The sequence below is a fragment of the Ollibium composti genome, from assembly GCF_004801285.1.
In the GTDB taxonomy this organism is placed as follows: Bacteria; Pseudomonadota; Alphaproteobacteria; order Rhizobiales; family Rhizobiaceae; genus Mesorhizobium; species Mesorhizobium composti.
In genome coordinates this window covers 17,606-41,119 of record NZ_SSNY01000019.1, presented here as the reverse complement: position 1 = coordinate 41,119, position 23,514 = coordinate 17,606, and the positions used below count along the sequence as shown (strand labels likewise).

Genomic DNA, 23,514 nt, shown 5'->3' with positions numbered 1-23,514 from the left:
TGTCCGCGCAAGGCGCCTGCACCATGCCCAAAACACTTTCCCTATTGGCCCGGGCGGGGCCTGCCGCGATCGCCATCGCAACGCTGCTGCTTGCCTGGCAGTTCTATGCCTATCTGTCCGGTATCAGCCCGACCATCTTGCCGTCTCCTGTCCGGGTGGCGGAGCAGGCATGGGCGAACCGCCGGGCGCTGTGGGACAATACCTTGCCCACCATCCGCGCGACTCTGCTCGGCTTCGGCTGCTCGCTGGCGACGGCGTTTGTCCTGTCCATCTTGCTCGACTTCTCGCAGGCACTGCGGCGGGCGCTATTTCCTGTCTTCATCGTCAGCCAGACGCTGCCGCTGGTCGCCATCGCGCCGCTCGTCGTGCTCTGGTTCGGCTTCGGACTGATGCCGAAGATCATGCTGGTCGCGCTGGTGACCTTCTTTCCGATGCTGGTCGCGCTGGTGCAGGGCTACGAGTCGACGGAAAAGGAGATCTTGACGCTGCTGCGCTCCATGGGCGCAGGGCGCTGGCTAAGATTCCGGCTCGCCCGCCTTCCATCGGCGGCGCCCTTCTTCTTCGCGGGCCTGCGCATCTCCATCACCTATGCGGTCGTCGGTGCGATCTTCGCCGAATACGCCGGCGCGGCGCGCGGCCTCGGCATCTACATTCTCAACGCCAAGAACAATTTTCGGCCCGACCTCGTGCTCGCCGCGGTCGGCGTAAGCGCGACGCTGACCCTGCTCTTGTTCGCCGCCACGGTGCTCGTCCAGCGTCTGGCCATGCCTTGGGTACGCTTGGAACGGGGGCCGACGCCATGACGCCGAAGCTCGAACTCGAAGATATCCGCAAGGCTTTCGGAACCACGCCTGTTCTTGACGGCATTTCGCTCGACGTACACGCGGGCGAATTCGTGTCGATCCTCGGCCCGTCGGGTGCGGGCAAGTCTACCCTGTTCCAGATGCTGATCGGCGGTATCCGTGCCGACAGCGGCAGCATACGCTGCGAGGGCCAGCTGCTTGGTCCGGAAGTCGGCCGCTTCGCCTTCATGCCCCAGCGCGACGCCCTCATGCCGTGGCGGCGCATCCTCGACAACGTCACGCTCGGCCTCGAGGTGCAGGGCATGGGGCGCAAGGCTGCGCGGGAAAAGGTGCTGGCGCTCTTTCCGGAGTTCGGGCTGGCAGGGTTCGAGAACCATTACCCGGCCCAGCTTTCCGGCGGCATGCGCCAGCGCGCCGCCCTTCTGCGTACCGTGGCGCAGGAGCGGGACATGCTGTTGCTGGATGAGCCGTTCGGCGCACTGGATGCGCTCACCCGTTCAGGCATGCAGCGCTGGCTGGAGGCCATGTGGCGGCGCCACCGCTGGACGGCGCTGCTGATAACGCACGACGTGCGCGAGGCTGTCTTCCTGTCCGATCGCATTTACGTCCTGTCAGCACGTCCGGCACGCGTCGTTTGCGAGTTTTCCGTTCCGCTGCCGCGACCGCGCCACGCCGGCGCCACCGGCCTGCGGGACGCCAGCGCGGTGGAAGCCGCTGTGCTGGAAACGCTTCTCAAAACTGAAACCATTGGAGAATCCAACCCATGACCACGATCAACCGCCGCGATGCGCTTCTGCTCGGGCTCGCCGCGGGCACGAGCTGCGCGGTTCCTGCCTGGGCGCGGGCCGATAAGACGAAAGTGACTGTTGCGCTCGACTGGACGCCCAACACCAACCATGTCGGCCTCTATGTCGCGCGCGACAAAGGCTTCTATGCCGACGTTGGGCTGGAGGTGGAGATTCTCCCCTATGCCGACACCGCGGCCGGCACGCTGGTCAGCAACCGGGTGGCCGATTTCGGTGTCAGCGGCGCGATCGGTTTCTTCACCCAGCGTGCGGCCGGGGCCGACCTCAAGGCGGTCTACGCCGTGGTGCAGACCGAAACCGGCCGCCTCGTCTTCAATGCCGACCGGGCGGGGATCCAGCGGCCGAGGGACCTCGACGGCAGGACCTATGGCGGTTTCGGCAGCGCCTGGGAGAACGCGCTGATCGGCACGCTGATCCGAAACGACGGTGGCGAGGGCAGGTTCGAAACGGTGACCCTGGGCACTTCGGCCTACGAAGCGCTGGCCAACGGCGCGGTGGATTTCACGCTGGAGGTCTACACCTGGGAAGGAGTCAAGGCCGAACTGGAGAACAGGCCGCAGCGCGCCTTCCGCTATGCCGACTACGGCGTGCCGGATCAGCACACGACGTTCATCGTCTCGAGCGATGCCTATCTGTCCCGGCATCCTGATAGAGCGGCGGCCTTCGGGCAGGCGACCCGTCGCGGCTACGCCTTCGCCGTTGCCAATCCCGACGAGGCGGCGGCGATGCTGGTGGAAGCGAACAAAGGCATGCTCACCGATCCCGCCTTCATCCGCGCTTCCATGAAGGCGCTGGTCGAGGGAAACTATCTCGCCCGTCCGGACGGCACCGTCGGCGAGATCGATCGCGGCAAGGTGGAGGCGATGGGCGCGTTCCTGTTCACGGCCGGCATCCTGCGAGACGCGAACGGGGACGCGCTGACGAGCCCTCCCGATTTCGGCGGCTACTTCACGAACGAGTATCTCGCCAATGCGCAATGAGGCAGCTTGGGGGCCGACTTCGGACTGTCCGCTCGTGGGGTGCCTTCGGTGGAAAGCTGCCGTTCTGCAGTCGACCTTACTCTCGGACGTTCGAGCGCCTGTTATGATGCTCTGACACCTGCCGTTTGCAGCAGCGGTCGCATGCTGCCAGATTGGGTCGTTTGCAGTCTGACCGGTCCGGGTGGCGCCCGGCCGATAGCTGTCGTTCAACAACCGACTTCGCTGTAACTTTTCGACCCGCTCCTGGTGGCGCTCTAAGCTTACTGTCCTCCGGCGCGACGGACACTTTGACCGGGGCAGGAGGCGGCATGGAGTTTCCAGGGAATTTCGCAGCCGATGCCCATTCCTCAACAGGCTTCGGGTGGGAGGCTCGTCGACCGTATCGGTATCCTGCACTTTTGTATCGCTTAGTGAACCCCCGGGTCGAATGGTCAAGCGCAGAAGTTTTCTGCATCCTTGCCGCCAAGTTGGTGAATTCACCGCCGCACAGTGCGAAAGGAATGGGCATGACTTGCGAAGGATTGGGGTCAGTCAGGATTGTTACCGATCTTTCTGCGACAGCAAACCACGGCTTCGCTCTGCTAGGCTCGCGAGGAGGCTCGCAAATTCCATCGGGCGGAATCCGGCCCATGGAAAGTCGGATGTTCGATCAGCTATGTGTGTCGGCTGTCCCGAACGCCGTTAAGAAACAAGTCGACAGCAGACCTGACCGCTTTGTCGGCCTCCTTTTCGGAGGGCGGTGGCCGCAATCCGAGTACCACCTGCAGATGCAGATTGTCGCGAATCATGCCGACGAAGCGGTCGGCGAGTTGCCAGCAATCTCCCATCCGAATTTCGTCTCGCTTCTGCGCCGCCTCAAGGATCTGCGCCAGCCGGATTGTCGTGCGGCCGGGTCCCTGTTCGTAGAATGCCTTGGCAAGATCAGGAAAGCGATTGGCCTCCGTAACCGCAAGCCGATAGATGCCGATCACCGTCGGCGACATGTAGATGCGCAGAAGATGACGGCCGAAGACGGTCAGCGTTTCGGCGAGATCGCGCTCCTCGACGGTGTCGATCGGGAGGCTCGAGAGCGCCTCGTCGGCATTCCCGGTGACGATCGCGGCGAACAGGCCCTGCTTGTTGCCGAATTCGCTGTAGATGTTTCGCTTCGACCCGCCGGCACGCTCGATGATCGCGTCAATGCTCGCTGCCGCATAGCCCTGTTCGAAGAAGATTTCGGCAGCCGCCTGAAGAAGCGCTTCCCGTCGCCGGATTATTCGCCCTGACCTGACACCACCCAATGTATCCATTCCTTCCAGGCACGCTTGACTGGTAACACTCGTTACCATAAGCGTCAATGGTAACGATCATTACCGGAGGCCATCATGGCACAGTCGCGAAACAGGAAGCTCGTCGGTATGCTGTTGTGCCTGGGAGCCGTCGTCGTCCTGGCGGCAGGTTGGTCAGTGCTGCGCTTCGACGCGAAGGCCTCCACCGACAACGCCTATGTTCGTGGCAATGTTACCGCGATCGCTCCCAAGGTCGCGGGTTATGTCGATGCGGTGGCGATCGACGACAATCAGGTCGTGCAGGCAGGCGACGTCCTGTTCAGGATCAACGATCGGGATTATCACGCCAAGCTCGCGGAGGCGGGCGCCACCGTTGAGGCTGCGCTGGCCCGGCTGACCAATGTCGATGCCCAGATCGAGCTTCAGCATGCGCTGGTGCGGCAGGCGCAGGCGCAGGAACTATCGGCCAAGGCCGAACTGACGCTGGCGTCGAAGGCTTCCGGCCGGCGTCGCGAACTTGCCCGCAGCCACACCATCAGTCAGGCCAAGGTTGACGAAAGCGATGCCGCGAGGTCGCGCGCGGAAGCCGCCGTAGCCGCCGCTGCTGCTGCTGCCGATGCCCAACAGGAGCGCATCGCCGTTCTTTCCACCGAGCGCGAAGCCGCCGTAGCCGCCGTCGATCAGGCGCGGGCGGCTCGCGACCTAGCCCAGATCGACCTCGACAATACCGTGGTCCGCGCTCCGGTCGACGGCATCGTCGGAAACCGGCAGGTCCGCGTCGGCCGGCTTGTCTCGCCCGGCGCCCCGCTGCTCGATATCGTTCCCGTCGACGATGTCTGGATCGTCGCCAACTTCAAGGAAACGCAAGTCGGACGTATCCGACCCGGCCAGCGCGTCCGCATCACCGTCGATGCCTATCCGGAAGAAACGCTTGCGGGCGAGGTCGACAGTTTTGCGCCCGGCAGCGGTTCCGCCTTCAGCCTGTTGCCGGCGGACAATGCCACTGGAAACTTCGTCCGCGTCGTTCAGCGGGTTCCGGTCAAGATCCGGCTCGTCGACAACCCGCTACCCGGCCGTCTCGTACCCGGCCTCTCAGCACGTGTCGAGATTGATGGTGGCAGCCGTTCATGACCACCACCCTCCCCAGCGCGGTGAGCCGCGATCGCCCTGCGGCAGGGACTTTTCTGTTGGTGGGGATCGTGCTGGCCGCGCTGACTGAGGCGATCGCCAGTACCGTCCTGTCACTTGGGCGCAGCGACATTATCGGCGACACCTACGCGACGCCGGACGAATTCGCCTGGCTCGATGTGAGCTACACATCATTGAAGCTGACGGGGTTCATGGCCGCGCCCTGGCTGATCAACCGTATTGACCCGCGCGGCCTGATCGCTGGCTCCACGCTGGTCATGGGCGCGGCGTGCGCCCTTGCCGCCGCGACGACTCGGCTGGATCTGCTGGTTGCGCTTCGCGTCATGCAAGGCCTGTCCGGCGGTATTCTACTAGTCAGTGGTCAGACGCTCATCTTTCTCGCCTGGCCGCGCCGTCGCCAGCCGTTTCTTCAGGCGCTGTTCGCAATGGGCTCGGTCGTAGCCCCCGCAACGATCGCCCCGGCGCTTCAGGGCTGGCTGCTCGACAGCCGGTCCTGGACATGGATATTCCTCGGCGCCGCTCCGGTAGCTTCGGCGGCGGCTGGTCTGATGTTGGTGGCAGACAGTCCGAAGCCGGACAAAGCTATGCGCCATCCGTTCGACTGGATCGGCTTTTCGCTCGTTTCCACAGCGCTCTTCTGCTTCACCTATGTCTTGAGCCAGGGCAGCCGTTGGGACTGGTTCGAAGATCCGCACATCGTGGGGCTGACGGTGGCAGGCACGATTGCGTTGATGCTATTCATCGGCCGGGAGATATGCGCTGGCCATGACGGCTTGCTCGACTTCACCGCGTTCCTGTCGACTGACTTCTCCTTTGCCTTCGTCGTCAGCTTTGTCGCTGGAGCAGCCTTGTTCGGCAGCGCCTATCTTATTCCGTCGTTCGCGGTGTCGATCCTCGCTTTCACGCCAACCGACGCCGGCCAACTCCTGCTGCCGAGTGGCGGGGTTTTCGCTTTCTCGCTTCTGGTTTCAGCCTTCCTCATGCAGGCGTGCCGCGTTCCCCCAATCGCCACCGTGCCTTTCGGCATACTGATGATCATGGTTGCGATGTGGATGCTCTCGGGTTCGACCGGCGAAAGCGGAGCCGACGACATGATGGCGGCCATCCTTTTACGCGGCTTCAGCCTCGGCTTTCTGTTCCTGTCGATCACCTTGATCGCCTTCGACAGGCTCGAAAGCCGTAATCTTGCATCCGGCATCGGCCTCTTCAATGCAGGCCGACAGCTTGGCGGGCTGGTGGGCGTGGCGACTCTCCAGACGCTGATCCAGGACAATGTCGCAGCGAATGCGGCGGTAATTGGCGCGCACGTTACGTCCGGCGCCCCAGCTGTCGGCGAGCGGCTTGGGGCAACGTCTGCCGCACTCGCCGCAAGAGGAATGGACGCCATGGAGGCCAGCCGCGCTGCCCTCGGTCTGCTGGGCAAAGCGGTAATCAGCCAATCCACGGTGATCGCCTTCGACACGGCGTTCAACGCGGTCGCACTGCTGTTTATCGTTGCCGCACCGATGCTGATTACGATCAGGGTCGCCCTAACTAAGCTGGCAAAGGCGCGAGCCTGACCGTGGTTGCGGCGCGGCCGTCACGCGGTTTCTCGCATCGGCGCCGGTAGCGTTTCCCACGTACGGATAAGCTCGCCGATGGAAGCCGCCTGCATCTTGCGCATGACATTGCCGCGATGCAGCTTCACCGTCACCTCGCTGATGCCGAGATCGTAGGCGATCTGCTTGTTGAGTCTTCCCCGCGCCACTTCGTGCAACACCTCGCGCTCGCGTGGGGTCAGTGTCTCCAGACGTCTGAGGTTGCGCTCGACCACTTCAGCGTCCGCTCTGCGCCGGGCATCGGCGGCGATCGCCGCGATCACCGCGTCGAGCAATGTCTGGTCGCGTACCGGCTTGGTCAGGAAGTCGATGGCGCCTGCCTTCATCGCCTGTACGGTCATTGGAATATCACCATGCCCGGTCAGGAAGATGATCGGCTTTGGATTGCCGTTCCGCGTCAGATGATGTTGGAGGTCAAGGCCACTGGAGCCCGGCATCCGCACGTCCAGAATCAGGCATCCGGGCCGGTCGATCACATCTGCCTCTAGAAGTTCCTTCGTCGAGGCGAAAGCTGCCGGCTGGAAGCCGGCCGACAGGATGAGTTCATAGAGTCCTTCGCGAACGGCTTCGTCGTCATCCACGATGATGACGAGCGGCTTGTCAGGCTCACCCTTCCGTTGCAGGGTTTGCGGTGCCGATCTCCGCACAAACGGCTGTTCAAGTCTCATCTTCACCCTCCTGGTTGTTTAACGCTTCGGCCACTGCCGCGAGCAGTTGTTGAGCGTCGAAAGGCTTGCGGAAGAACCCGCTATGATCCCTGGCACGGTCCTGATCCGCGATCTCATGGCGGCCCGTGATCAGAAAGATGGGTAGATCGGGGCGCTCTTTCGTCACCATGCCACGAAGCTCGAAGCCATCCGTTCCCGGCATGCCGATATCGGTGATGAGCAGGTCCAGGTCCAGCAGCCCGCCGGCCAACAGCGTACCCGCCGAAGAAAAGGTGCGGGCCTCGTAGCCGGCGGATTCGAGCAGGTCCGCCAGCGACTCCAACAGCCTGGGGTCGTCATCGACAATGGCAACGGTATTTCTTCTACTCGACACTCGAACCTCCGGTACGGCGCGAATGGGTGACCGGCATCTCCAGCCGTTCGGCTATGCGCACCAGATCGGCGAGAGAAGCGGCCACCATTTTCTGCATGACGTTGCGGCGGTGGATTTGCAGCGTGACTTCGCTGATACCCAGTTCGGCAGCTGCCTGCTTGTTCAGAAGCCCGCTGACGACGAGCGGCATGACCTCGCGTTCCCGGGGCGTGAGTCGGGCGTACCGTTGCCTGAGCAGCTCGAGGTCGGCACGCTGCGAACGTTGCTGCCGATCCTGTGCGATGGCCGCTCGGACCGCCGTCATCAGGTCGCCGTCGCTGAACGGCTTGGTCAGGAAATCAACCGCGCCCTGCTTGATGGCGCTGACAGAGGATGGAATGTCTCCATGGCCGGTTATGAACACGATCGGCGGATGATCGCCCTCGGCGATCTGGCGCTGGAGGTCGAGTCCGTTGATGTCGGGCAGTTCGACGTCAAGGACGAGGCAGGAGGCGACGTCCGGCTTTTCGGCGTCGATGTATTCGCCTGCCGATCCGAAGACGACGGCATGGATGCCGTGGGAAGCCAGCAGTTCTTCGAGCGCTTCCTGGATGCGGACATCGTCGTCGATGACGAATACGATGTGGTCGTGCACGTTCATGGCGTCGCGTCCGGCTCGATCGGCAATGTGAAGATGAACTTTGCCCCCTGTGGCTCATTCTTCTCCGCCCAAAGCCGCCCGCCATGCGATTCGACGATGGAGCGACATATCGCCAGCCCCATGCCCATCCCGTCTCCTTTCGTGGTGAAGAATGGCTCGAATATTCTCTCGGGGAATTCCACCCCCCGTCCCCGGTCGGCAATTTCGATCCGAACCATTTCTTCCGATCGCCGCGCCCGGATGCTGACGATCCTGGGGCCGGCCAAGGAATTCATGGCGTCCAGACCGTTGCGGATCAGATTGACCAGAACCTGCTGGATCTGGACGCGGTCGAGTCGAACCGTCGGCAGGCCGCTCTCGACCGCAACGTCCATGCGGGCGCCCCGTCGTAAAGCCTCTTCCGTCAGGACCTCACGCGCTTCTGCAACGACGCCGGTAATCGAGGCGCCGGTACGGGCTTCGGCCGATTGTCTGAACAGGGCACGAATACGATTGACCACATCAGCCGCAGAGTTCGCGTCACGCGTGATGCGCTCGACAGTCTTCTGCGCCCGTTCAAGGTTCGGTGGATCTGCATTGAGCCAACGCTGGCAGGCGTGCGAGTTGGCGACAACGGCCGCCAATGGCTGGTTCACCTCATGGGCGATGGAGGCGGATAGCTCCGCGAGACTTGCCGCCTGGCTGGCCCGCGCAAGGCTCTCCTGGGAAAGGCGCAACTCTTCCTGCGCCCGCACCTGATCTTCAATGTCAAAACAGACACCATTCCACTGCACGATCGCGCCTTCTGCATTGCGCATCGCCGCGGTCCGTGTCTCGACCCAACGATATTCGCCGTCGGAACGCCGCAAGCGGTGCTGCAGGGCATAGGGTTCGCCGGATTCGAGCGAATGACCGTACCGTTCCTTGACGACTGCGAGGTCGTCTGGATGGATGATGGCGTCCAGCGTGCCAACCAACCGTGACCTTGCCCCTTCATCCTTATCTTCCAGATTGAAACCGAGGAATTCGCGAAGCTGCTGACTGCGATAGATCGGCTTGCCGTCGGGGGCGGCGCAGTAGATCAGGGCGGGCAGTGTTTCGATGAGTTGGCGGAGCGAGCGTTCGCTTTCCCGCAACGCGTCCTCGGCATGCACCTGATCGTCAATGTCATGGCACAGGCCATACCATTGAACGATCCGATCTTCCTCGTTGCGCAACGGTTCCGCACGGCTCGACATCCAGTGATAGACACCGTCGGCGCGCCGCAGGCGATAGCGCATGGCAAACCGCTCGCCGCTGGCGAGAGAACGGTTGAGAGCATTGCCGAATTCGGCAGCATCGTCCGGATGAACCGTGGCGATGAGCCTGTCCAGCCGGCTCATGCCGGGGCTGGCCATGTCCGCCGCATCCATGCCGAGAAAGTCGGCCATGCGCTTGTTGAAGAAGGTCGGCTCGCCATCGGGACTCAACCGCCACAAATGGCTGGGCACCATATCGATGAGCTGCGACAGCTCCCGCTCCCTTTCACGCAGCGCCGCCTCTGTCTTCTTGTAGACGTCAATGTCTATGCCGACGCCGTACCATCCGGTGATGCGGCCCTGGGTATCGTGGGTCGGCCGGACGGCGAACCGATGCCAGACCCATTGGCCGCTGGTCCGCAGCACGCGCCATTCATGATGGAACTGTTCGCCTGTGCGCAGGCAACGGCGCAGGGCGGCGGCGACATCTTCATAGTCGTCAGGATGCACGCTTCTTTTCCAGCCGAGATCGCCGCCGTCGAGGAAGCTGTTTACGCTCAACGGCTCGTTGAGGTCCTCAAGGGTGAGCGCAATGGAAGTCTGGGCGATCGGCGTGGCATAGGTAAACGTCCCGGACGGATCGAACGCGAAGGCGGCACCGAACAAGCCCTCGACAGCCCTGGCCCCACGCACGGCCTCAACCGTTTCACCGAGCGTATCGGACGTGGCCCACCTTTCGCCTGGCTTGGACACCATGGGGTCTACATCGACGCTGACGGCGTATCCCGGCTCGGCGCGCAGTTCCGCCCAGCGATAGCTGCCGTCAGCCTGGCGCCGCCGGTAGCTGACAATCTGGGGAATACCGTGCCAGAACGCGCGTGCCATCGCCTGTTCCGCGGCTGGCCGGTCATGGGGATGGACGAGGTTCAGCGGCGGAGTATTGGAAGCAGCGTCGTGCACTGGGGCATCGGTGGTCTGGGATGACGGCCGGTTATCGGCGCTCGTCGAAACGCCGGCGTCGATCACCGTGCCATACCACCCCAGTATCCGGCCGAGACCGTCGTGCAGGGGCTGCCCCGTGCTCCGGCCCCAACCATAGGCGCCATTCGCCAGCAGCATGCGATGCTCGACATTGTAGGGCTCGCCGGAGCGAAGGCTGTGACGCCACGTCGCCGCCGCAGCCTCGTAGTCTTCCGGATGGATCACCCGCTTCCATCCCAGGGACCCTTCTTCTGGGGGCGTGTTGAGGTCGTCCAGGGTCAGGTTGAGGAATGTGAGAGCGTCGGGCGTCACATAGATGAATCTGCCGTCGGCGTCGGTCGCCCAGGCGTTGCCGACGACGCCTTCGACGATTTTCGCAGCCCGCAGGATTTCGGCGGCCGACCCGAGCGCAGTCGTCATTGGCTGGTCCTCCTTGCGGCCGTGCCAGACGGCGGCCGCGTCAGAGTCCAGCGTATCATTTCTCGCCGGTTTCGGGTTTTGCCAGTTCATCATCGCAGGCTACAGCCGATACCGCGTCAGGACATCCTATGGAAATCCATGTATCCGCCTGGCCGACCATGGCAGGGTCGGGAGCGAACCGGACAGGTTGGATGCTCGCCTGCCTCTTCGTCGGCCGTGGGGAGAAACCGGAAAAACCCCCACGTTCATCATCCCTGTCGCGTCCGGTTAACACGGCCCGCGCGTTCAATTTCGCGTCTTTCGCCGCCGCGTACATCTGTCCTCGGGGACAGGACGGACAAGCTTATTGGTAGCCGATTCCGGCAATGTAGTTTGCCAGAAGTCTCTCCTGGAGTTCCTCCTGCTCGAACAGCGCTTTCATTGCATCGCGGATATCGAGCACTCCGATAGGTCTTGCGCCCGTATCAAGCACAGGCACGTTCTGGAGGCTCCGCGCAGTCATGGTTTCCCATATGGCGTGGAGATCGTCGTCCGGCGTGCAGGAGAAGAAGGGGCTGCTCATCAATGCGGATACCCTGGCCAGTTCGGCGCGCGCGGTCGCCATATGGCGCACGAGATCCGACTTGCTCAGAACGCCGGCAGCCAAGCCGTTTCCACGGCAAGCGACGACCAATCCGATGCCGGGTTTCAGGAAGGAGACCGCCGCCTCGTGCAGCGGTGCGTCGACACCGACGATCGTCAGGCGAACCGTCGTCATTGAGCTGAGTTGTCCAACAAGCATGGAAACCTCCTCGATAGAGACGAGCGGCGCCGCATGCGACGCCGCCCGCTTCGCAACGACCAACTGCGAATCACTCCGCGTAGGTCGTCAATTCCGTTTCATCCGTGTCGACCACGAAGACGGCGAGCAGGCGCGCGCGTTCGGTCTTGCTGGCATTCTCGCTCACTCCATGGTGATCGCCGGGAAATTCCGAAAAGTTTTCGCCAGCATGGTAGGTGATGACGGGACCGTCATTGACCTGGCTGCGGATCGCCCCTTCCAGGACGGTGGCGTAGATGAAGGCGGAGTCAGGATGGGTATGGGCAGGCGACGAGCCGCCGGGCTCATACTCGACGATCACGCCCTTCATGCTTTTGCCGGGGACGTTGGGCAGCGGCTGGTCGTAGACGACGGCAACCTTGTCGTCATGAGCCGACGCCGGCGTGGCCGCCATGGCCGCCAGCAGCGGCAGGGCAAGCAATTTCCTGATCATGGTTTTAGTCCTTCGTTTGGGAGTCCAAGCATCTGACGGCGCCTCGCCGTCACGGCTTGCGGGCGGAAGTCCGAAGCCAGTCGTCGAAGCGGACCCGACCGATGCGCGGATCGGCACCGGGCACGAGCGAGCCGTCATCGAGTTCGACGCCGAAGTAGAGAGCATGGTGATCGGCCACCACTTCGCGGGGGTCGTCGAACTTTTTCAGGTAGCGGGCCACGAGTTCGTTGAGCGGAACGCGATCCGGCCCGGCGATTTCCATCATACCGTTCAGGGGGGCCGACAGCGCGACCTGTGCCATCACGTCGGCGACGTCGTCCGAGGCGATCGGCTGTACGAAGGCGGTTGAAACGAGAGCCTTGCCGCCGACCGTCCCGGACTGGGCGATCGAGCCCATGAACTCGTAGAACTGGGTGGAATGGACGATGGTGTAGGCAATGCCGGATTCGCGGATCAGGTCCTCCTGGGCTTTCTTGCCGCGGAAATAGCCGCTGCCTTGCAGCCGGTCCGTGCCGACCACGGAAAGTGCGATGTGATGCTTCACGCCGGCCGTCTTTTCCGCGCCCAGCAGGTTGCGGCCGGACGTCTGAAAGAAGTCCATCACCGCCTTGTCCTCGAACGACGGCGAGTTGGCCAGGTCGACGACGACCTGCGCTCCGGCGAGCGCTTCGGCCAGGCCCTCGCCAGTGACGGTGTTGACGCCGGAATTCGGCGAGGCCGCAATGACCTCGTGGCCCTTTGCGCGCAGCCTCTCGACTGTCTTGGAACCGATGAGGCCGGTACCACCGATGACGACGATCTTCATGACTATCTCCTGTTCTGTTTGGGAATTTTGTGATTGATGGATACCGGCGTCGGCGTCCGGCTAGCGACGTATCCGACGATTTCCAGCTTCAAGGCGCCGCAAGTTGCCCCATAGGTCGCGCGTCAGCGCGAAGGTCCTTTCCAGGAAGTGCCTCAGATGTCGGCCCGCATACCCGGGATCCCGGGGAGCTTCGGTGTGCGAGCCTACATGGCGCCTTGGCGGCGATGCCGGCATCGCTTCATGCCCCTTTTCACGCAGCCTCTCGACGGTTTGCGAGCGGATGCTGGCGGTCGCGCCAATGACTAGGATTTTCATGCTGATTATCCCTGCACTTCTGGAAGGGAACCGGACGTACGAAGACCGAAGAGCGGCGACGCTTTATTGTCTCGTCGCGGCCGCCTCGATCAGGTCGGCGACGTCGTGAGGGTGGGAAACCATCAGGGCGTGCGAGGCGCCGTCGATCACGACCGTCTTCACCGAACGGGCGCGCTCGGCCATGAAGCGCATCACCGCCGGCGGAATATTGCGGTCCTGTGAACCATAGATCCAATACGACGGCAGCTTGCGCCATGCAGGATCACCGGACGGCTCCGCCAGCGCGGCCTCCGTGACCGGTCGCTGGGTGGCCGCCATCAGGTCGGCCTGTTCCTTCGGAACGTCCGCAGCAAACTGTGCATGGAACTTGCTACGCTCGATGAAGAGATCGCGCACACCGTCAGGGCGCTCAACCGGGACGATTGCGTTCCCCAGCGTGCTTCCGGGAAACTTGGCCGAAAGCGACAGGCTGGACTCGCCATTATCGGGAGCAAAGGCGGCGACGTAGACCAGCGCCTTGACGTTGGGGCTGTCATTGGCTGCCTCGGTGACGACCGGGCCGCCGTAGGAATGACCGACCAGGACGACCGGGCCGGAGATCGAGTGGACAACCGCCGCGACGGCGGCGGCGTCAGTGGCGACGCTGCGAAGCGGGTTGGCGGCAGCGACGGCTGTATAGCCGTCCCGCTCCAGTTCGGCGATGACGCCGTCCCAGCTCGAAGATTCGGCGAAGGCGCCATGGATCAGAACGATGGTCGGCCTGGACTGCGCGATCGACGGTTGCGCCGCTATGCCGGCCGATACCGTCAGGGCTGTGGCAAGCGCCAGGATTTTCGTGATCTTCTTCATTGCTATCTCCGTGAGCGAATGTGACGGCTGTCACGTCGGAAAATGCGTCGGCATGACACTTGCCGCTATCGAACCTACGGATCGGTGATGCCGTACCAAGGTCCAGGGTCGGTACTACCCGGCACGCCGAATTCGCGCCGGGCCAATGGCCGTCACCGTCGACCGCAGCAGGTGGCACAGATTGACGGACGCGACCACGAGGCTCAGATCGGAAATGTTTTTCGAGGAGAGATCGACGTCAACAAAACGGCCGGTCAGTTCCGGGCCGACCGACGCCGGTGACAGCGCCATGATCTCCACCCATTCGAGCGCGGCGCGCTCACGCGGGCCGAACAGGTTCGAATCGCGCCAGGCCGAGAGATGGCAGAGCCGCATGGGATGCTCTCCCTGCAGCTTGGCCAGCTCGATATGGGTGGCAAGGCCAAAGGCGCAACGGGTCAATTGCGCGGCTCGCGCCGCCGCGAGAGTCAGCAACGGATCGTCGGCGACGAGTGAGCGAAGCGCGATCGACAGAGCTTTGATCACAGCATCAATGTCGGGAATTTGTGCCGAGGGCCCGGGACGTCGGAGGTCCAGGCAGTCAGGCCCGCGCAGAGCTTCCGACGACGCTGCAGTTCTCATGGCAACACTCCCGGGATGGATGGTTCGGCCTCAAGCGCGTCAGGCGGAAACCGTCCGAAATAGAGCGTTACGGGCTGCTCCCGAGACGCATCGACAATCAGTCAGCTTGAACCCTGATGCGAAGGCAGAGCCTTTCGACCGGCTCTGCCTTCGTATCGACATCTGCGATCGGACGACAATCAATCCACGGCACTGATGCCTGTGGCCTTCAGCTCGAATATCGTCATGTTGCGTCCAACTTCAATCGAACTGGGACTTTGTGTGTTCCAGGTGATCTTGACCGTCTGGCCGACGCTGAAACCCGCAAGATCGACGCCAGACGGCAGCCTGAAGGAGTCGCCGTTGACCAGACGCACGGTATTTGCCTTTGCATTCAGGCTTCCGATCTTCCCGTAAGTGGTGAAGCCGGCAGCGAACGTCGCCGTCGGCACCGCCATGACGGCAGAGACCAGGGCAGTGAACATCAATTTACGCATTTTCTTCTCCTATTTTGAATTATCATTATTGTTGCAACATCTTCATGATTTAATTGCTGATGTTGCTGTATATATACTTATAATTTCGAGGAATTTTATAAACTGTACCAAGGTTGAGATTGGATACAGCCTATGGTCTTCGTCCTCATAATTGATGGTCGTAAATACCCGGCGATAGAGAAGTGGCGTCCTGCCGAAGCGGACCGACGAGACCGCTAGCGCCGAATTGCCGGCAGGAGGAGCGTTACGGTAGTGCCGGCGCCCGGCATGCTGGAGACCCTGATCTGGCCGCCTGCGCCCTCGACGAAGCGCTTCACCATAGGCAGGCCGACACCGCCGAGGCCACCGCTCTTGGTCGTGAAGAACGGATCGAAGGCACGCTTCATGGTTTCGTCGGTCATGCCGATTCCGCAGTCCGCGACACTCAGCTCGACCATCGTCCTGTCCTCATCCGGAATAAGCATGGCCGCCGCGATCGTGATGGTGCCCCCGTTCGGCATCGAATCGCGGGCGTTGAGCGCCAGATTCAGGATCGCGCTCTGCAATCCGAGGGGCTCGCATTTCACCGCGGGCAGACCACCGCCAACGTCCAAAGCGATCAGATGCGTCGGCGCCCATGTCGGTTGGAGCAGGTCCAAAATCTCCGCCAAGGAGTGCGCAACGTCGACATGGCCGAGTTCAGTGGAGGCGCAGCCTGCCTGATGAAGCGACTGCCTGACGAGAGTGCCGGCGCGATCAAGGGAAGCTCTTGCGCCCGAAATCACCGGCTCCAGCGTCGGCGTCACGTCGAACCGCGAACCGCGCGCAATGATGTTCACCGCAGACGAGGCGATCTGGATCAGATTGCCCAGTTCGTGAGCCACGCCGGCGCTCTCCAGAAGACCGCGGCGCTTCAAGGCAGCTGCCTCGCCGGCGTAGGGTGAGAGAAATGGTTTGGTCGGTTCGAGTTGCGGCATGGCGCAGTCCTTGTTCCTTCGTTTGCCTGGCGTGCAGTTGATGCCGCAAAACGCTACGGGTGAGCGGAACCATGGTCGATTGGATCAAGGGGTCGGGTCTGCCATACCGCAGTACAGGTCGTCGCGACGGCCGCATGGGTGGAATTCACCCGGCATCCGGTCGGCTGGCTTCTCTCAGGGACTGGAAAAGCCCTTCGTGCTCCATCGCCGCGCGCACGGCCGGCCGGGTTGCAATTCTAACCCGGAGCGCTTCGAGCGGCTTGGGAACGGGAACGCGGAAGCGCCTGGCCCACAGGAGCATGACGAAAAGGTAGAAGTCGGCGACGCCGGGCGCGTCGCCGAACAGGTAGTCGGTCTCCAGGCCGGCGACGAACAGGTCCAGCAATACGGCGATCGAACGGCTCGCCTTGGCTTTGTCCTCTTCCGTACCTTGATGCCACATGGGTTTGAAGGCTCGATGGATCTCGGTGGAAATATAGGTCAGGGCCTCGAGCGTCCGCGTACGGCCGAGAGGGCCGTCCGCGCGCAGAGCGGGATATTGTGAGGCAATCCAGTCGAGGACGGCTATATTCTCCGTCAGGATTTCGCCGCCGTCCAGCACAAGGGCTGGCACGTATCCCTTGCGCGTGACGGTGGCGAAGTCGGCTCCGGACGCCGTGTGCTTGGTCTTGAGGTCGACCGCTTCGCGCTCGAACGGAACACCGGCTTCCAGAAGCGCGATGTGGTCTGCCAGGCTGCATGCCAGGGGGCTGTAGTAGAGTTTCATGGAATGTCTCCTCGCTTCCGACGGACGGTGGATCAGACGCGGTATGCGCGTCGCTTCCGATTCTGCATGGGAGACGGGACGAACCATGTGGCTTTGGGGCGAACCGCTCCGCGCTGTCGGTGGAGATCTTCCTGTACCAAAGTATGCGGAAAGGCAGCCTCGGGCACGATAGAGGGCGCTCGGGAAGGCGGACATAGTCGGTCCGTCTTCACTCCAACCAAGGAACCCGCAAATGACGCCTCGTTTCGCTCCCTTCAAGATCGCCCCCGACCTCGCCAAAACCCTGCTCGACGTCGAGAAGGCGCTCGGCGCCGGCGGGATCGAGCACGGCCTTGGCGAACTTGTCCGGCTGCGCGCGTCGCAGATCAACGGCTGCGCCATGTGCATCCACATGCACGCGACCGATGCTCGCAAGAACGGCGAAAGCGACATGCGCATCATCATGCTCGACGCCTGGCGGGAATCGCCGCTCTATACCGACCGTGAACGTGCAGCGCTCGCCTGGACGGAATCGCTCACGAACATCAAGGAGACCGGTGCCGCGGATGCCGATTACGAACTGGTCAGGAGCCAGTTCAGCGAGGCCGAGATCGTCAACCTGACGGTCATGATCGGCGCGATCAATCTCTGGAACCGGCTGCAGATCGCGGCCCGCGCCGTCCACTCGGTACAGCAGACAGACAGAGCGGCCGCCTGATTTGCCTCCTCAGGCCCGAAACGGCCCGTCCTCCCCCGTTTCGTGCCGCTCTGCTTGCGGGCCGCCCCGTCTGCCCCCCAACGAGGGCGGCCCGCAACGCTTCCCTGCATGAACGGAGGAGCGTCTCAAGCGAGGAACGATCCGATGAACTTTGTCCATTCACCCTATACGCCGAGGGCCGCATGGGAGCGCTGGCTCGATCAGCGGCTGCCGTTGCCGAGATTCGTGCACGGCTCCTTCATCGCCTATCCCGTCCCGCGCAACCTGAACTACGCCTATACGTTCGGCGGCATCCTCACCATGATGCTGGCGGCTCAGATCGTCACTGGCGTCGCCATGGCCATGCATTATGCGCCGGATACCGCGCTCGCCTTCCTGTCCGTTGAAAGGGTCATGCGCGACATCAATCACGGCTGGCTGCTGCGCTACCTGCATTCCAACGGCGCGTCGTTCTTCTTCATCGCCGTCTACATCCATATCTTCCGTGGCCTCTACTACGGCTCCTACAAGGCGCCGCGCGAGCTGCTGTGGGTACTCGGCTGTATCAATTTCCTGCTGCTGATGGCGATCGGCTTCATGGGCTACGTGCTGCCCTGGGGGCAGATGTCGTTCTGGGGCGCGACGGTCATCACCGGCTTCTTCTCGGCCATTCCTCTGGTCGGCGACTGGATCCAGCAGCTTCTGCTCGGCGGTTTCGCCGTTGGCGATCCGACGCTGAACCGCTTCTTCGCCCTGCACTACCTGCTGCCGTTCATGCTCACGGGTGTGGTTGCCATGCACATCTGGGCGCTGCATGTGGTGGGCCAGAACAATCCGACCGGCATCGAGGTGAAATCGAAGACCGACGTGGTGCCATTCACGCCGCACGCCACGGTGAAGGATCTGTTCGGCGCTTCCGCCTTCCTCGTCGTGTTCGCCTATTTCGTCTTCTACATCCCGAATTATCTCGGCCACCCAGACAACTACACGGTCGCCAACCCGCTGAAGACGCCCGCGCACATCGTTCCCGAATGGTACTTCCTGCCGTTCTATGCGATCCTGCGCGCCATCACCTTCAACATCGGGCCGATCAATTCCAAGCTCGGCGGCGTGCTGTGCATGTTCGGCGCCATCGCCATGCTGTTCCTGGTGCCGTGGCTCGACACCTCCAAGGTGCGCTCGGCCGTCTACCGGCCGTGGTACAAGCTGTTCTTCTGGCTGTTCGCGGCCGATGCCATCCTGCTCGGCTGGCTCGGCTCCCGTCCGGCGGAAGGCTCCTACGTGCTGATGGCGCAGCTTGCCACGCTGTTCTACTTCGCCTTCTTCCTGATCGTCATGCCGGTTCTCGGCCTGATCGAGACACCGCGCCGCCTGCCCAACTCGATCACCGAGGCGGTGCTTGGCGACAAACGCCAATAGAGCCTTTCATACCCGATCCGGCTTCGACCTCATCTATTGTCGTTCCAGATCAACTGGCCTGCTTTTGGCAATGCCGCCTTCAGCATCGATCGGGATGGTCGACCCGGAAGGCTTTCCCGCTGGCGCGGCCAAATGCTTGTCGTCATCTATGACATGCAGGTTATCGCTACGGCGGTGCCCTCGTCGACCGTGCCGCCGAACCAGACTTCGAACATTGTTTCGAGGAGAAATTCTCGAGGGGCTGCCGCAGAAAACAGGGTGAGCGAAGCGTGCAGATCTCTCGCATCGGCCTCGCCGAAAACGGCCAGCACGTCGGCGGCGAACAATGGCAGAAGCGCTCCGACGCATTCCCGATAGCGTCCTCCCAGAAGGGGAGACGACAGATATGCCCTGGCTTCATCGAGCGACGAGATCGCATAGTGCCCGGGAAGGTCGTGTCCTGTGGCCAGTCGCGGGAAAATGAACTTCATGTAGGACGACTCCATGGTCCCCCTGCGAAGGCAACCGAGTGTCTTCTCGTACACGGGAGCCTGGGCCCGGATGAACCGGCGCAGATCGTATTCATCGGCCATGTCTGACCGTAGATGCCAATGTGTCATGAGCGGCTACCCGGCGATCACGTCCAGATAGTCCAGGTGGTTGGCAAAGAACCGGCTCATAAAGGGGCATCTCAGGATCGCCTTGCGCCCGGATGCGCGGAGCAGGTCGAAAATGCCCTGCGCCAGGCACGAACCGATACCCCGACCGGTGAACTCCGAAGGAACTTCCGTGTGGAACAACACGATGCGGCCATCTTCCATCCGATAATAGGCGGCGGCGAACAGCCCCTTTGAGATCGGCAACTCGAAACGATGGAGTTGCCTGTTTTCCTGAATCCTTGCGTCCATTTCCGACCTCGATATCCTGACGTCCCGGCCTTTGGCGATCCGCCGATGCCGGGCAAATTATGCTGTCGAGGACGTTAAATCCGCAGGGCTGCGCGCGCGACTGGATGGAGGATCAGGGCGGACCACACAGGTGGCGTGTCCTCCTGTCCCACCCAAAGGCACGACATAGACCTTCGCACTAACTGACAGACACCTGTGTCGGATGGCTTGATGGGCGGCCTTGGCCCATCCTTTCCACCGTCGGCCGCCAACGGATCGACGTGCGCCGCGGCCAATCCAGCGTTCGCCCCGCGTATCCGGACAAGGACAAGGTCAATGCGAAACAACGTCTTTCCGACGGTCCGCGCATCGCGCCGCGATGTTCTGGTTGGCGCGGTCACGGCGACGCTGGCAGGCGCGCTGCCCGTACTCGCCCGGTCGGGAAGCGAACAAACCCTCTCTCCTCACCAACCAAACCAGGGATCAATCACCATGAGCATCATCACCACCAAGGACGGCACCGAGATCTTCTATAAGGACTGGGGGCCGAAGGACGCCCAGCCGATCGTCTTCCACCACGGTTGGCCGCTATGCGGCGACGACTGGGACGCGCAGATGCTGTTCTTCCTCGGCAAGGGCTACCGCGTCGTCGCGCACGATCGTCGCGGCCATGGTCGATCGGCCCAGGTAAGCGACGGCCATGACATGGATCATTACGCCGCCGATGTTGCCGCCGTGATCGAGCATCTCGGCCTCAGGAGCACCATCCATATCGGACATTCCACCGGCGGAGGCGAGGCTGTCCGCTACGTCGCCCGCCACGGCAAAGAGCGGGTTGCCAAGCTCGTCATAATCGGCGCGGTGCCGCCGATCATGGTCAAAACGGTCGCTAATCCTGGCGGGTTGCCGATCGAGGTGCTGGACGGGTTGCGCCATTCTCTCGCGACGAACCGCGCGCAGTTCTACATCGACTTTCCTTCGGGTCCTTTCTACGGCTTCAACCGGCCGGGGGCGGAAGCAGTACCCGGCATCATCCAGAACTGGTGGCGCCAAGGCATGATGGGCAGCGCCAAAGCCCACTATGAGGGTATCAAGGCATTCTCGGAAACCGACTTCACCGAGGATCTCAAGCTCATTGAAACGCCGACGCTGGTCGTGCACAGCAAGGACGACCAAATCGTGCCCTTCGCTGACTCGGGACCACTTTCGGCTAAGCTGTTGAAGAACGGAAAGCTCAAGGTTTACGAGGACTTGCCGCATGGCATGTGCACCACGCACGCCGATCTGGTGAACGACGACATCCTCGCATTCATCCGCCGCTAGGCTCCCGATCCTTTCCCGAAGCCCGATCGCCAGTCGTCTGTCCTCCTGGCGGCTGGCGATCGTCCCAATTTTCGAATTCTGGACGATCGGCCACGTCATCTTCTCGACCGCGTCGAACAAACCAAGGAACACTTCATGTCGACATTCAAGGACAGGGTCGCTCTCGTTACGGGTGCCGGCTCAGGTATCGGACGCGCCGTAGCGCTGGCCCTGGCCGCCCAGGGGGCGCGAGTCGTCATTACCGGGCGCCGTTCCGAACCACTGGAGCGGGTGGCAGCGGCCCATGAGAACATCATTGGGCTGGTCGCCGACGTCGCCGAACCGAACGATGCCGCCAACAGCGTCGCAAAGGCCGTGAAGACCTGGGGCCGCCTCGATATCCTCGTCAACAATGCGGGGGCCGGCGCCCTAGCGCCCTTGGCCGACGTCACAGCCGACCACATCAGGGAAATCCTTGCCGTCAATGTCGTCGGGCCGAGCCTTCTGGCTCGCGAGGCCCTGCCGCATCTTTCCAAAACGGCGGGGACGATCGTCAACGTGTCGAGCACGTTCGGCCACAAGCCGGGGGCAGATCTTTCGCACTACGCCGCGAGCAAGGCCGCTCTGGAGCACCTGACCCGCTGCTGGGCGCTCGAACTGGCATCGCGGGGTATCCGCGTCAACGCCGTCGCCGCAGGCCCGACCGAGTCCGGCGCGCTGACCGGAATGATGGGTCTTTCGCCGGAACAGGCCGCGCTTGTCGAGGAAGCGGAACGTGAACAGATTCCCCTCAAGCGACGCGGCGTACCCGACGACATCGCGCGCTGGATCATTCACCTCTCGGACCCGACTTCGAACTGGATCACCGGACAAGTGATCACGGTCGACGGAGGCCTCGCCCTGACGTGAGCGAAGAACGGGCCTCGCCGGCGACGCTAGCAGGCTGCGGCATCGCCGAGCCTTGGACCATGCCCAGGCCGGGGGCAGACCCGCAGCGGCAACGATTCATTTAGGCCGCTCGGGGGCCGATTCCAGACCGGCTGGTTCTGGAGAGCGGTCATGGGCTAGCTGCCGTGCAGCTCCCGACTCTCATTATGGCCGTCTATCATTATGAATGACGCCTCTTAAACCGGACGCTGAGATGGCTGAAGCTGCCGGGTTTTCGAGATTATCGCCACAGGGCCGACAATTTATAGACCATCCCGTCTATCCAGCAGAAGATTAAGCATAGCTAGAGAGCCTGACGATACCTTCTTCAAAAAAGCTACTCGTGCGTGCGATGGCAGGAGAGCGAACCGAACGCCCCCGATCTGGCTAATGCTTCAGGCAGGCTGTTACTTGCCGGAACACCATGTCATGCGGGAAGCCGCTGGAGGCATGCTGAGCTTGTATAACTCACCTCAATATGCTGCAGCGGCCATCTTAAATATTCCTGCAACGCGAAATGCTCCCTCATCCTTTTGGATGTTAACCACTCGTTAAGTCTAGCATTGCGAAATTTCGACAAACTTTTACTATCCCACTTGGGCTTTGGGGTAGATAACTTGCTAATTAGGAAAAAAATTGCGCTGATCAATCATCAACCGCTCATGCTTGAAGCGCTCATCCGCATCTTTGGTGCGCTAGAGTCTTGTCGATTGACCGATGCCATTCTTCCTGCGCCAGAGAAGATAGAAGATACTCTCCTAAACAATCCAGACCTGATAATACTGGACTGCGGGGATCAACATTACGGACTGAAGACGGTTTCAAGGATTCGCGAAGTTTGCCCGGATACAAAGGTTCTCGTTTTTGCATCTACGAGCAGTGTCGACTTTGCCGTACGAGCAATCGAGGCAGGGGCCGCCGGCTACGTCTGCACGACAGCTACAGCGGAAGAACTGACGAGCGCGGTTCAGGCCATCGCAGACGGAGATACATTTATCTCCCCAAAGATCGCCACAAAGGTCATCGTCTCCCTCCGAGCTGCGGCGATCCGAAAAAAAACAATGCGACAGCAGCGATTGAACTTTCGGGAAGAACAGATCGCCGGGCTGTTGTTGAAGGGTAGAACCAATCGGCAGATCGCCGAAACGCTTGGTCTCAGCGAAAAGACGATAAAGCACTACATGCACCACCTGATGCAAAAGCTCAATGCCAAGAACAGGCTCGAACTTGCTCTTGCTATGCGAACCGGACCTGCGGTCGAGGCACATTTCGTCAATTGATGCCCAGCCTCATCGGCGCACTTTCTCACATTGAGAGAACCGCATCTTCTTGAAACCAGGCAGGCGCGGCCGAGAAAAGCAAGGATGCAGGCGGGTCGAG

Annotated in this window: 26 protein-coding genes and 1 pseudogene; 11 read left to right on the top strand and 16 right to left on the bottom strand. The window is 62.0% G+C overall.

Annotated features, from left to right (window positions below; genetic code table 11):
- The first annotated feature begins 23 nt into the window (after positions 1–23).
- The 3 genes from E6C48_RS21765 to E6C48_RS21755 are packed head-to-tail and all read left to right on the top strand — an operon-like array spanning position 24 to position 2,589.
- Entirely contained in the window at positions 24–803 is a 780-nt protein-coding gene (locus E6C48_RS21765) for an ABC transporter permease (RefSeq protein WP_136360292.1), read from the top strand.
- On the top strand, positions 800–1,570 hold the full coding sequence (locus E6C48_RS21760) for an ABC transporter ATP-binding protein (RefSeq protein ID WP_136360291.1): 771 nt from the start codon (positions 800–802) through the stop codon (positions 1,568–1,570). Before E6C48_RS21765 ends, E6C48_RS21760 begins: the two co-directional genes overlap by 4 nt.
- Complete coding sequence (locus tag E6C48_RS21755) at positions 1,567–2,589, top strand: ABC transporter substrate-binding protein (RefSeq protein WP_136360290.1); 1,023 nt, start codon at positions 1,567–1,569, stop codon at positions 2,587–2,589. The genes E6C48_RS21760 and E6C48_RS21755 overlap by 4 nt, the downstream gene beginning before the upstream one ends.
- 653 nt (positions 2,590–3,242) lie before the next feature.
- Here the strand turns inward: E6C48_RS21755 and E6C48_RS21750 are convergent.
- Positions 3,243–3,878: a TetR/AcrR family transcriptional regulator gene (locus E6C48_RS21750; RefSeq protein ID WP_136360289.1), complete on the bottom strand. Its 636-nt coding sequence runs from the start codon at positions 3,876–3,878 to the stop codon at positions 3,243–3,245.
- Positions 3,879–3,953: 75 nt separating this feature from the next.
- On the opposite strand from E6C48_RS21750, the gene E6C48_RS21745 reads away from it, so the two are divergent.
- Both E6C48_RS21745 and E6C48_RS21740 read left to right on the top strand, forming a co-directional pair.
- On the top strand, positions 3,954–4,988 hold the full coding sequence (locus E6C48_RS21745) for an HlyD family secretion protein (protein ID WP_136360288.1): 1,035 nt from the start codon (positions 3,954–3,956) through the stop codon (positions 4,986–4,988).
- On the top strand, positions 4,985–6,565 hold the full coding sequence (locus tag E6C48_RS21740; RefSeq protein ID WP_136360287.1) for an MFS transporter: 1,581 nt from the start codon (positions 4,985–4,987) through the stop codon (positions 6,563–6,565). The genes E6C48_RS21745 and E6C48_RS21740 overlap by 4 nt, the downstream gene beginning before the upstream one ends.
- 20 nt (positions 6,566–6,585) lie before the next feature.
- Here E6C48_RS21740 and E6C48_RS21735 read toward each other — a convergent pair whose 3' ends face one another.
- The 13 genes and pseudogenes from E6C48_RS21735 to E6C48_RS21680 form a co-directional block, all read right to left on the bottom strand.
- A complete protein-coding gene (locus tag E6C48_RS21735) occupies positions 6,586–7,272 on the bottom strand; it encodes a response regulator transcription factor (protein ID WP_136360286.1) in 687 nt (228 codons plus the stop codon).
- Positions 7,262–7,645 (bottom strand): response regulator, encoded by a 384-nt coding sequence (locus E6C48_RS21730; protein ID WP_136360285.1) that lies wholly within the window; start codon positions 7,643–7,645, stop codon positions 7,262–7,264. Before E6C48_RS21730 ends, E6C48_RS21735 begins: the two co-directional genes overlap by 11 nt.
- On the bottom strand, positions 7,635–8,285 hold the full coding sequence (locus E6C48_RS21725; RefSeq protein ID WP_136360284.1) for a response regulator transcription factor: 651 nt from the start codon (positions 8,283–8,285) through the stop codon (positions 7,635–7,637). The genes E6C48_RS21730 and E6C48_RS21725 overlap by 11 nt, the downstream gene beginning before the upstream one ends.
- Positions 8,282–10,258, bottom strand: coding sequence for a PAS domain-containing protein (locus E6C48_RS21720; RefSeq protein WP_407941035.1), 1,977 nt, complete (start codon positions 10,256–10,258; stop codon positions 8,282–8,284). The genes E6C48_RS21725 and E6C48_RS21720 overlap by 4 nt, the downstream gene beginning before the upstream one ends.
- Before the next feature lie 42 nt (positions 10,259–10,300).
- Positions 10,301–10,903 (bottom strand): annotated as a pseudogene (locus E6C48_RS23215) (PAS domain-containing protein); the annotation flags it as partial.
- 343 nt (positions 10,904–11,246) lie between these two features.
- The gene (locus tag E6C48_RS21715; RefSeq protein ID WP_230978906.1) at positions 11,247–11,747 is read right to left on the bottom strand and encodes a CBS domain-containing protein; all 501 of its coding nucleotides are present in this window, start codon (positions 11,745–11,747) and stop codon (positions 11,247–11,249) included.
- Positions 11,748–11,754: 7 nt separating this feature from the next.
- Entirely contained in the window at positions 11,755–12,156 is a 402-nt protein-coding gene (locus E6C48_RS21710) for a cupin domain-containing protein (RefSeq protein ID WP_136360282.1), read from the bottom strand.
- A 49-nt stretch (positions 12,157–12,205) separates the two neighbouring features.
- A complete protein-coding gene (locus tag E6C48_RS21705; RefSeq protein WP_136360281.1) occupies positions 12,206–12,961 on the bottom strand; it encodes an SDR family oxidoreductase in 756 nt (251 codons plus the stop codon).
- 378 nt (positions 12,962–13,339) lie between these two features.
- Positions 13,340–14,125, bottom strand: a complete 786-nt coding sequence (locus E6C48_RS21700) for an alpha/beta fold hydrolase (RefSeq protein WP_136360280.1) — start codon at positions 14,123–14,125, stop codon at positions 13,340–13,342.
- A 114-nt stretch (positions 14,126–14,239) separates the two neighbouring features.
- The gene (locus E6C48_RS21695) at positions 14,240–14,746 is read right to left on the bottom strand and encodes a carboxymuconolactone decarboxylase family protein (RefSeq protein ID WP_136360279.1); all 507 of its coding nucleotides are present in this window, start codon (positions 14,744–14,746) and stop codon (positions 14,240–14,242) included.
- Positions 14,747–14,925: 179 nt separating this feature from the next.
- Positions 14,926–15,222, bottom strand: coding sequence for a DUF1344 domain-containing protein (locus tag E6C48_RS21690; RefSeq protein ID WP_136360278.1), 297 nt, complete (start codon positions 15,220–15,222; stop codon positions 14,926–14,928).
- Between the two features lie 215 nt (positions 15,223–15,437).
- Positions 15,438–16,178: a sensor histidine kinase gene (locus E6C48_RS21685; RefSeq protein ID WP_136360277.1), complete on the bottom strand. Its 741-nt coding sequence runs from the start codon at positions 16,176–16,178 to the stop codon at positions 15,438–15,440.
- A 145-nt stretch (positions 16,179–16,323) separates the two neighbouring features.
- Positions 16,324–16,944, bottom strand: a complete 621-nt coding sequence (locus E6C48_RS21680; RefSeq protein ID WP_136360276.1) for a glutathione binding-like protein — start codon at positions 16,942–16,944, stop codon at positions 16,324–16,326.
- A gap of 232 nt (positions 16,945–17,176) precedes the next feature.
- Here E6C48_RS21680 and E6C48_RS21675 point away from each other — a divergent pair, with 232 nt between their 5' ends.
- A complete protein-coding gene (locus tag E6C48_RS21675; protein WP_136360275.1) occupies positions 17,177–17,641 on the top strand; it encodes a carboxymuconolactone decarboxylase family protein in 465 nt (154 codons plus the stop codon).
- Between the two features lie 144 nt (positions 17,642–17,785).
- Positions 17,786–19,039, top strand: a complete 1,254-nt coding sequence (locus tag E6C48_RS21670) for a cytochrome b (RefSeq protein WP_136360274.1) — start codon at positions 17,786–17,788, stop codon at positions 19,037–19,039.
- 146 nt (positions 19,040–19,185) lie between these two features.
- Here E6C48_RS21670 and E6C48_RS21665 read toward each other — a convergent pair whose 3' ends face one another.
- Positions 19,186–19,611 carry a DUF1810 domain-containing protein gene (locus E6C48_RS21665; RefSeq protein WP_136360273.1) on the bottom strand — a complete coding sequence of 142 codons (426 nt, stop codon included), beginning with the start codon at positions 19,609–19,611 and terminating at the stop codon, positions 19,186–19,188.
- A 33-nt stretch (positions 19,612–19,644) separates the two neighbouring features.
- Positions 19,645–19,926, bottom strand: a complete 282-nt coding sequence (locus E6C48_RS21660; protein ID WP_206086549.1) for a GNAT family N-acetyltransferase — start codon at positions 19,924–19,926, stop codon at positions 19,645–19,647.
- Between the two features lie 471 nt (positions 19,927–20,397).
- Here E6C48_RS21660 and E6C48_RS21655 point away from each other — a divergent pair, with 471 nt between their 5' ends.
- From E6C48_RS21655 to E6C48_RS21640, 4 genes are all read left to right on the top strand, one after another.
- A complete protein-coding gene (locus tag E6C48_RS21655; RefSeq protein WP_136360304.1) occupies positions 20,398–21,228 on the top strand; it encodes an alpha/beta fold hydrolase in 831 nt (276 codons plus the stop codon).
- A 135-nt stretch (positions 21,229–21,363) separates the two neighbouring features.
- Positions 21,364–22,116: an SDR family NAD(P)-dependent oxidoreductase gene (locus E6C48_RS21650; RefSeq protein WP_136360271.1), complete on the top strand. Its 753-nt coding sequence runs from the start codon at positions 21,364–21,366 to the stop codon at positions 22,114–22,116.
- A gap of 258 nt (positions 22,117–22,374) precedes the next feature.
- Positions 22,375–22,689 (top strand): uroporphyrinogen decarboxylase family protein, encoded by a 315-nt coding sequence (locus tag E6C48_RS23075; protein ID WP_330998655.1) that lies wholly within the window; start codon positions 22,375–22,377, stop codon positions 22,687–22,689.
- 8 nt (positions 22,690–22,697) lie between these two features.
- A complete protein-coding gene (locus E6C48_RS21640) occupies positions 22,698–23,414 on the top strand; it encodes a LuxR C-terminal-related transcriptional regulator (protein WP_136360270.1) in 717 nt (238 codons plus the stop codon).
- Positions 23,415–23,514 lie beyond the last annotated feature (100 nt).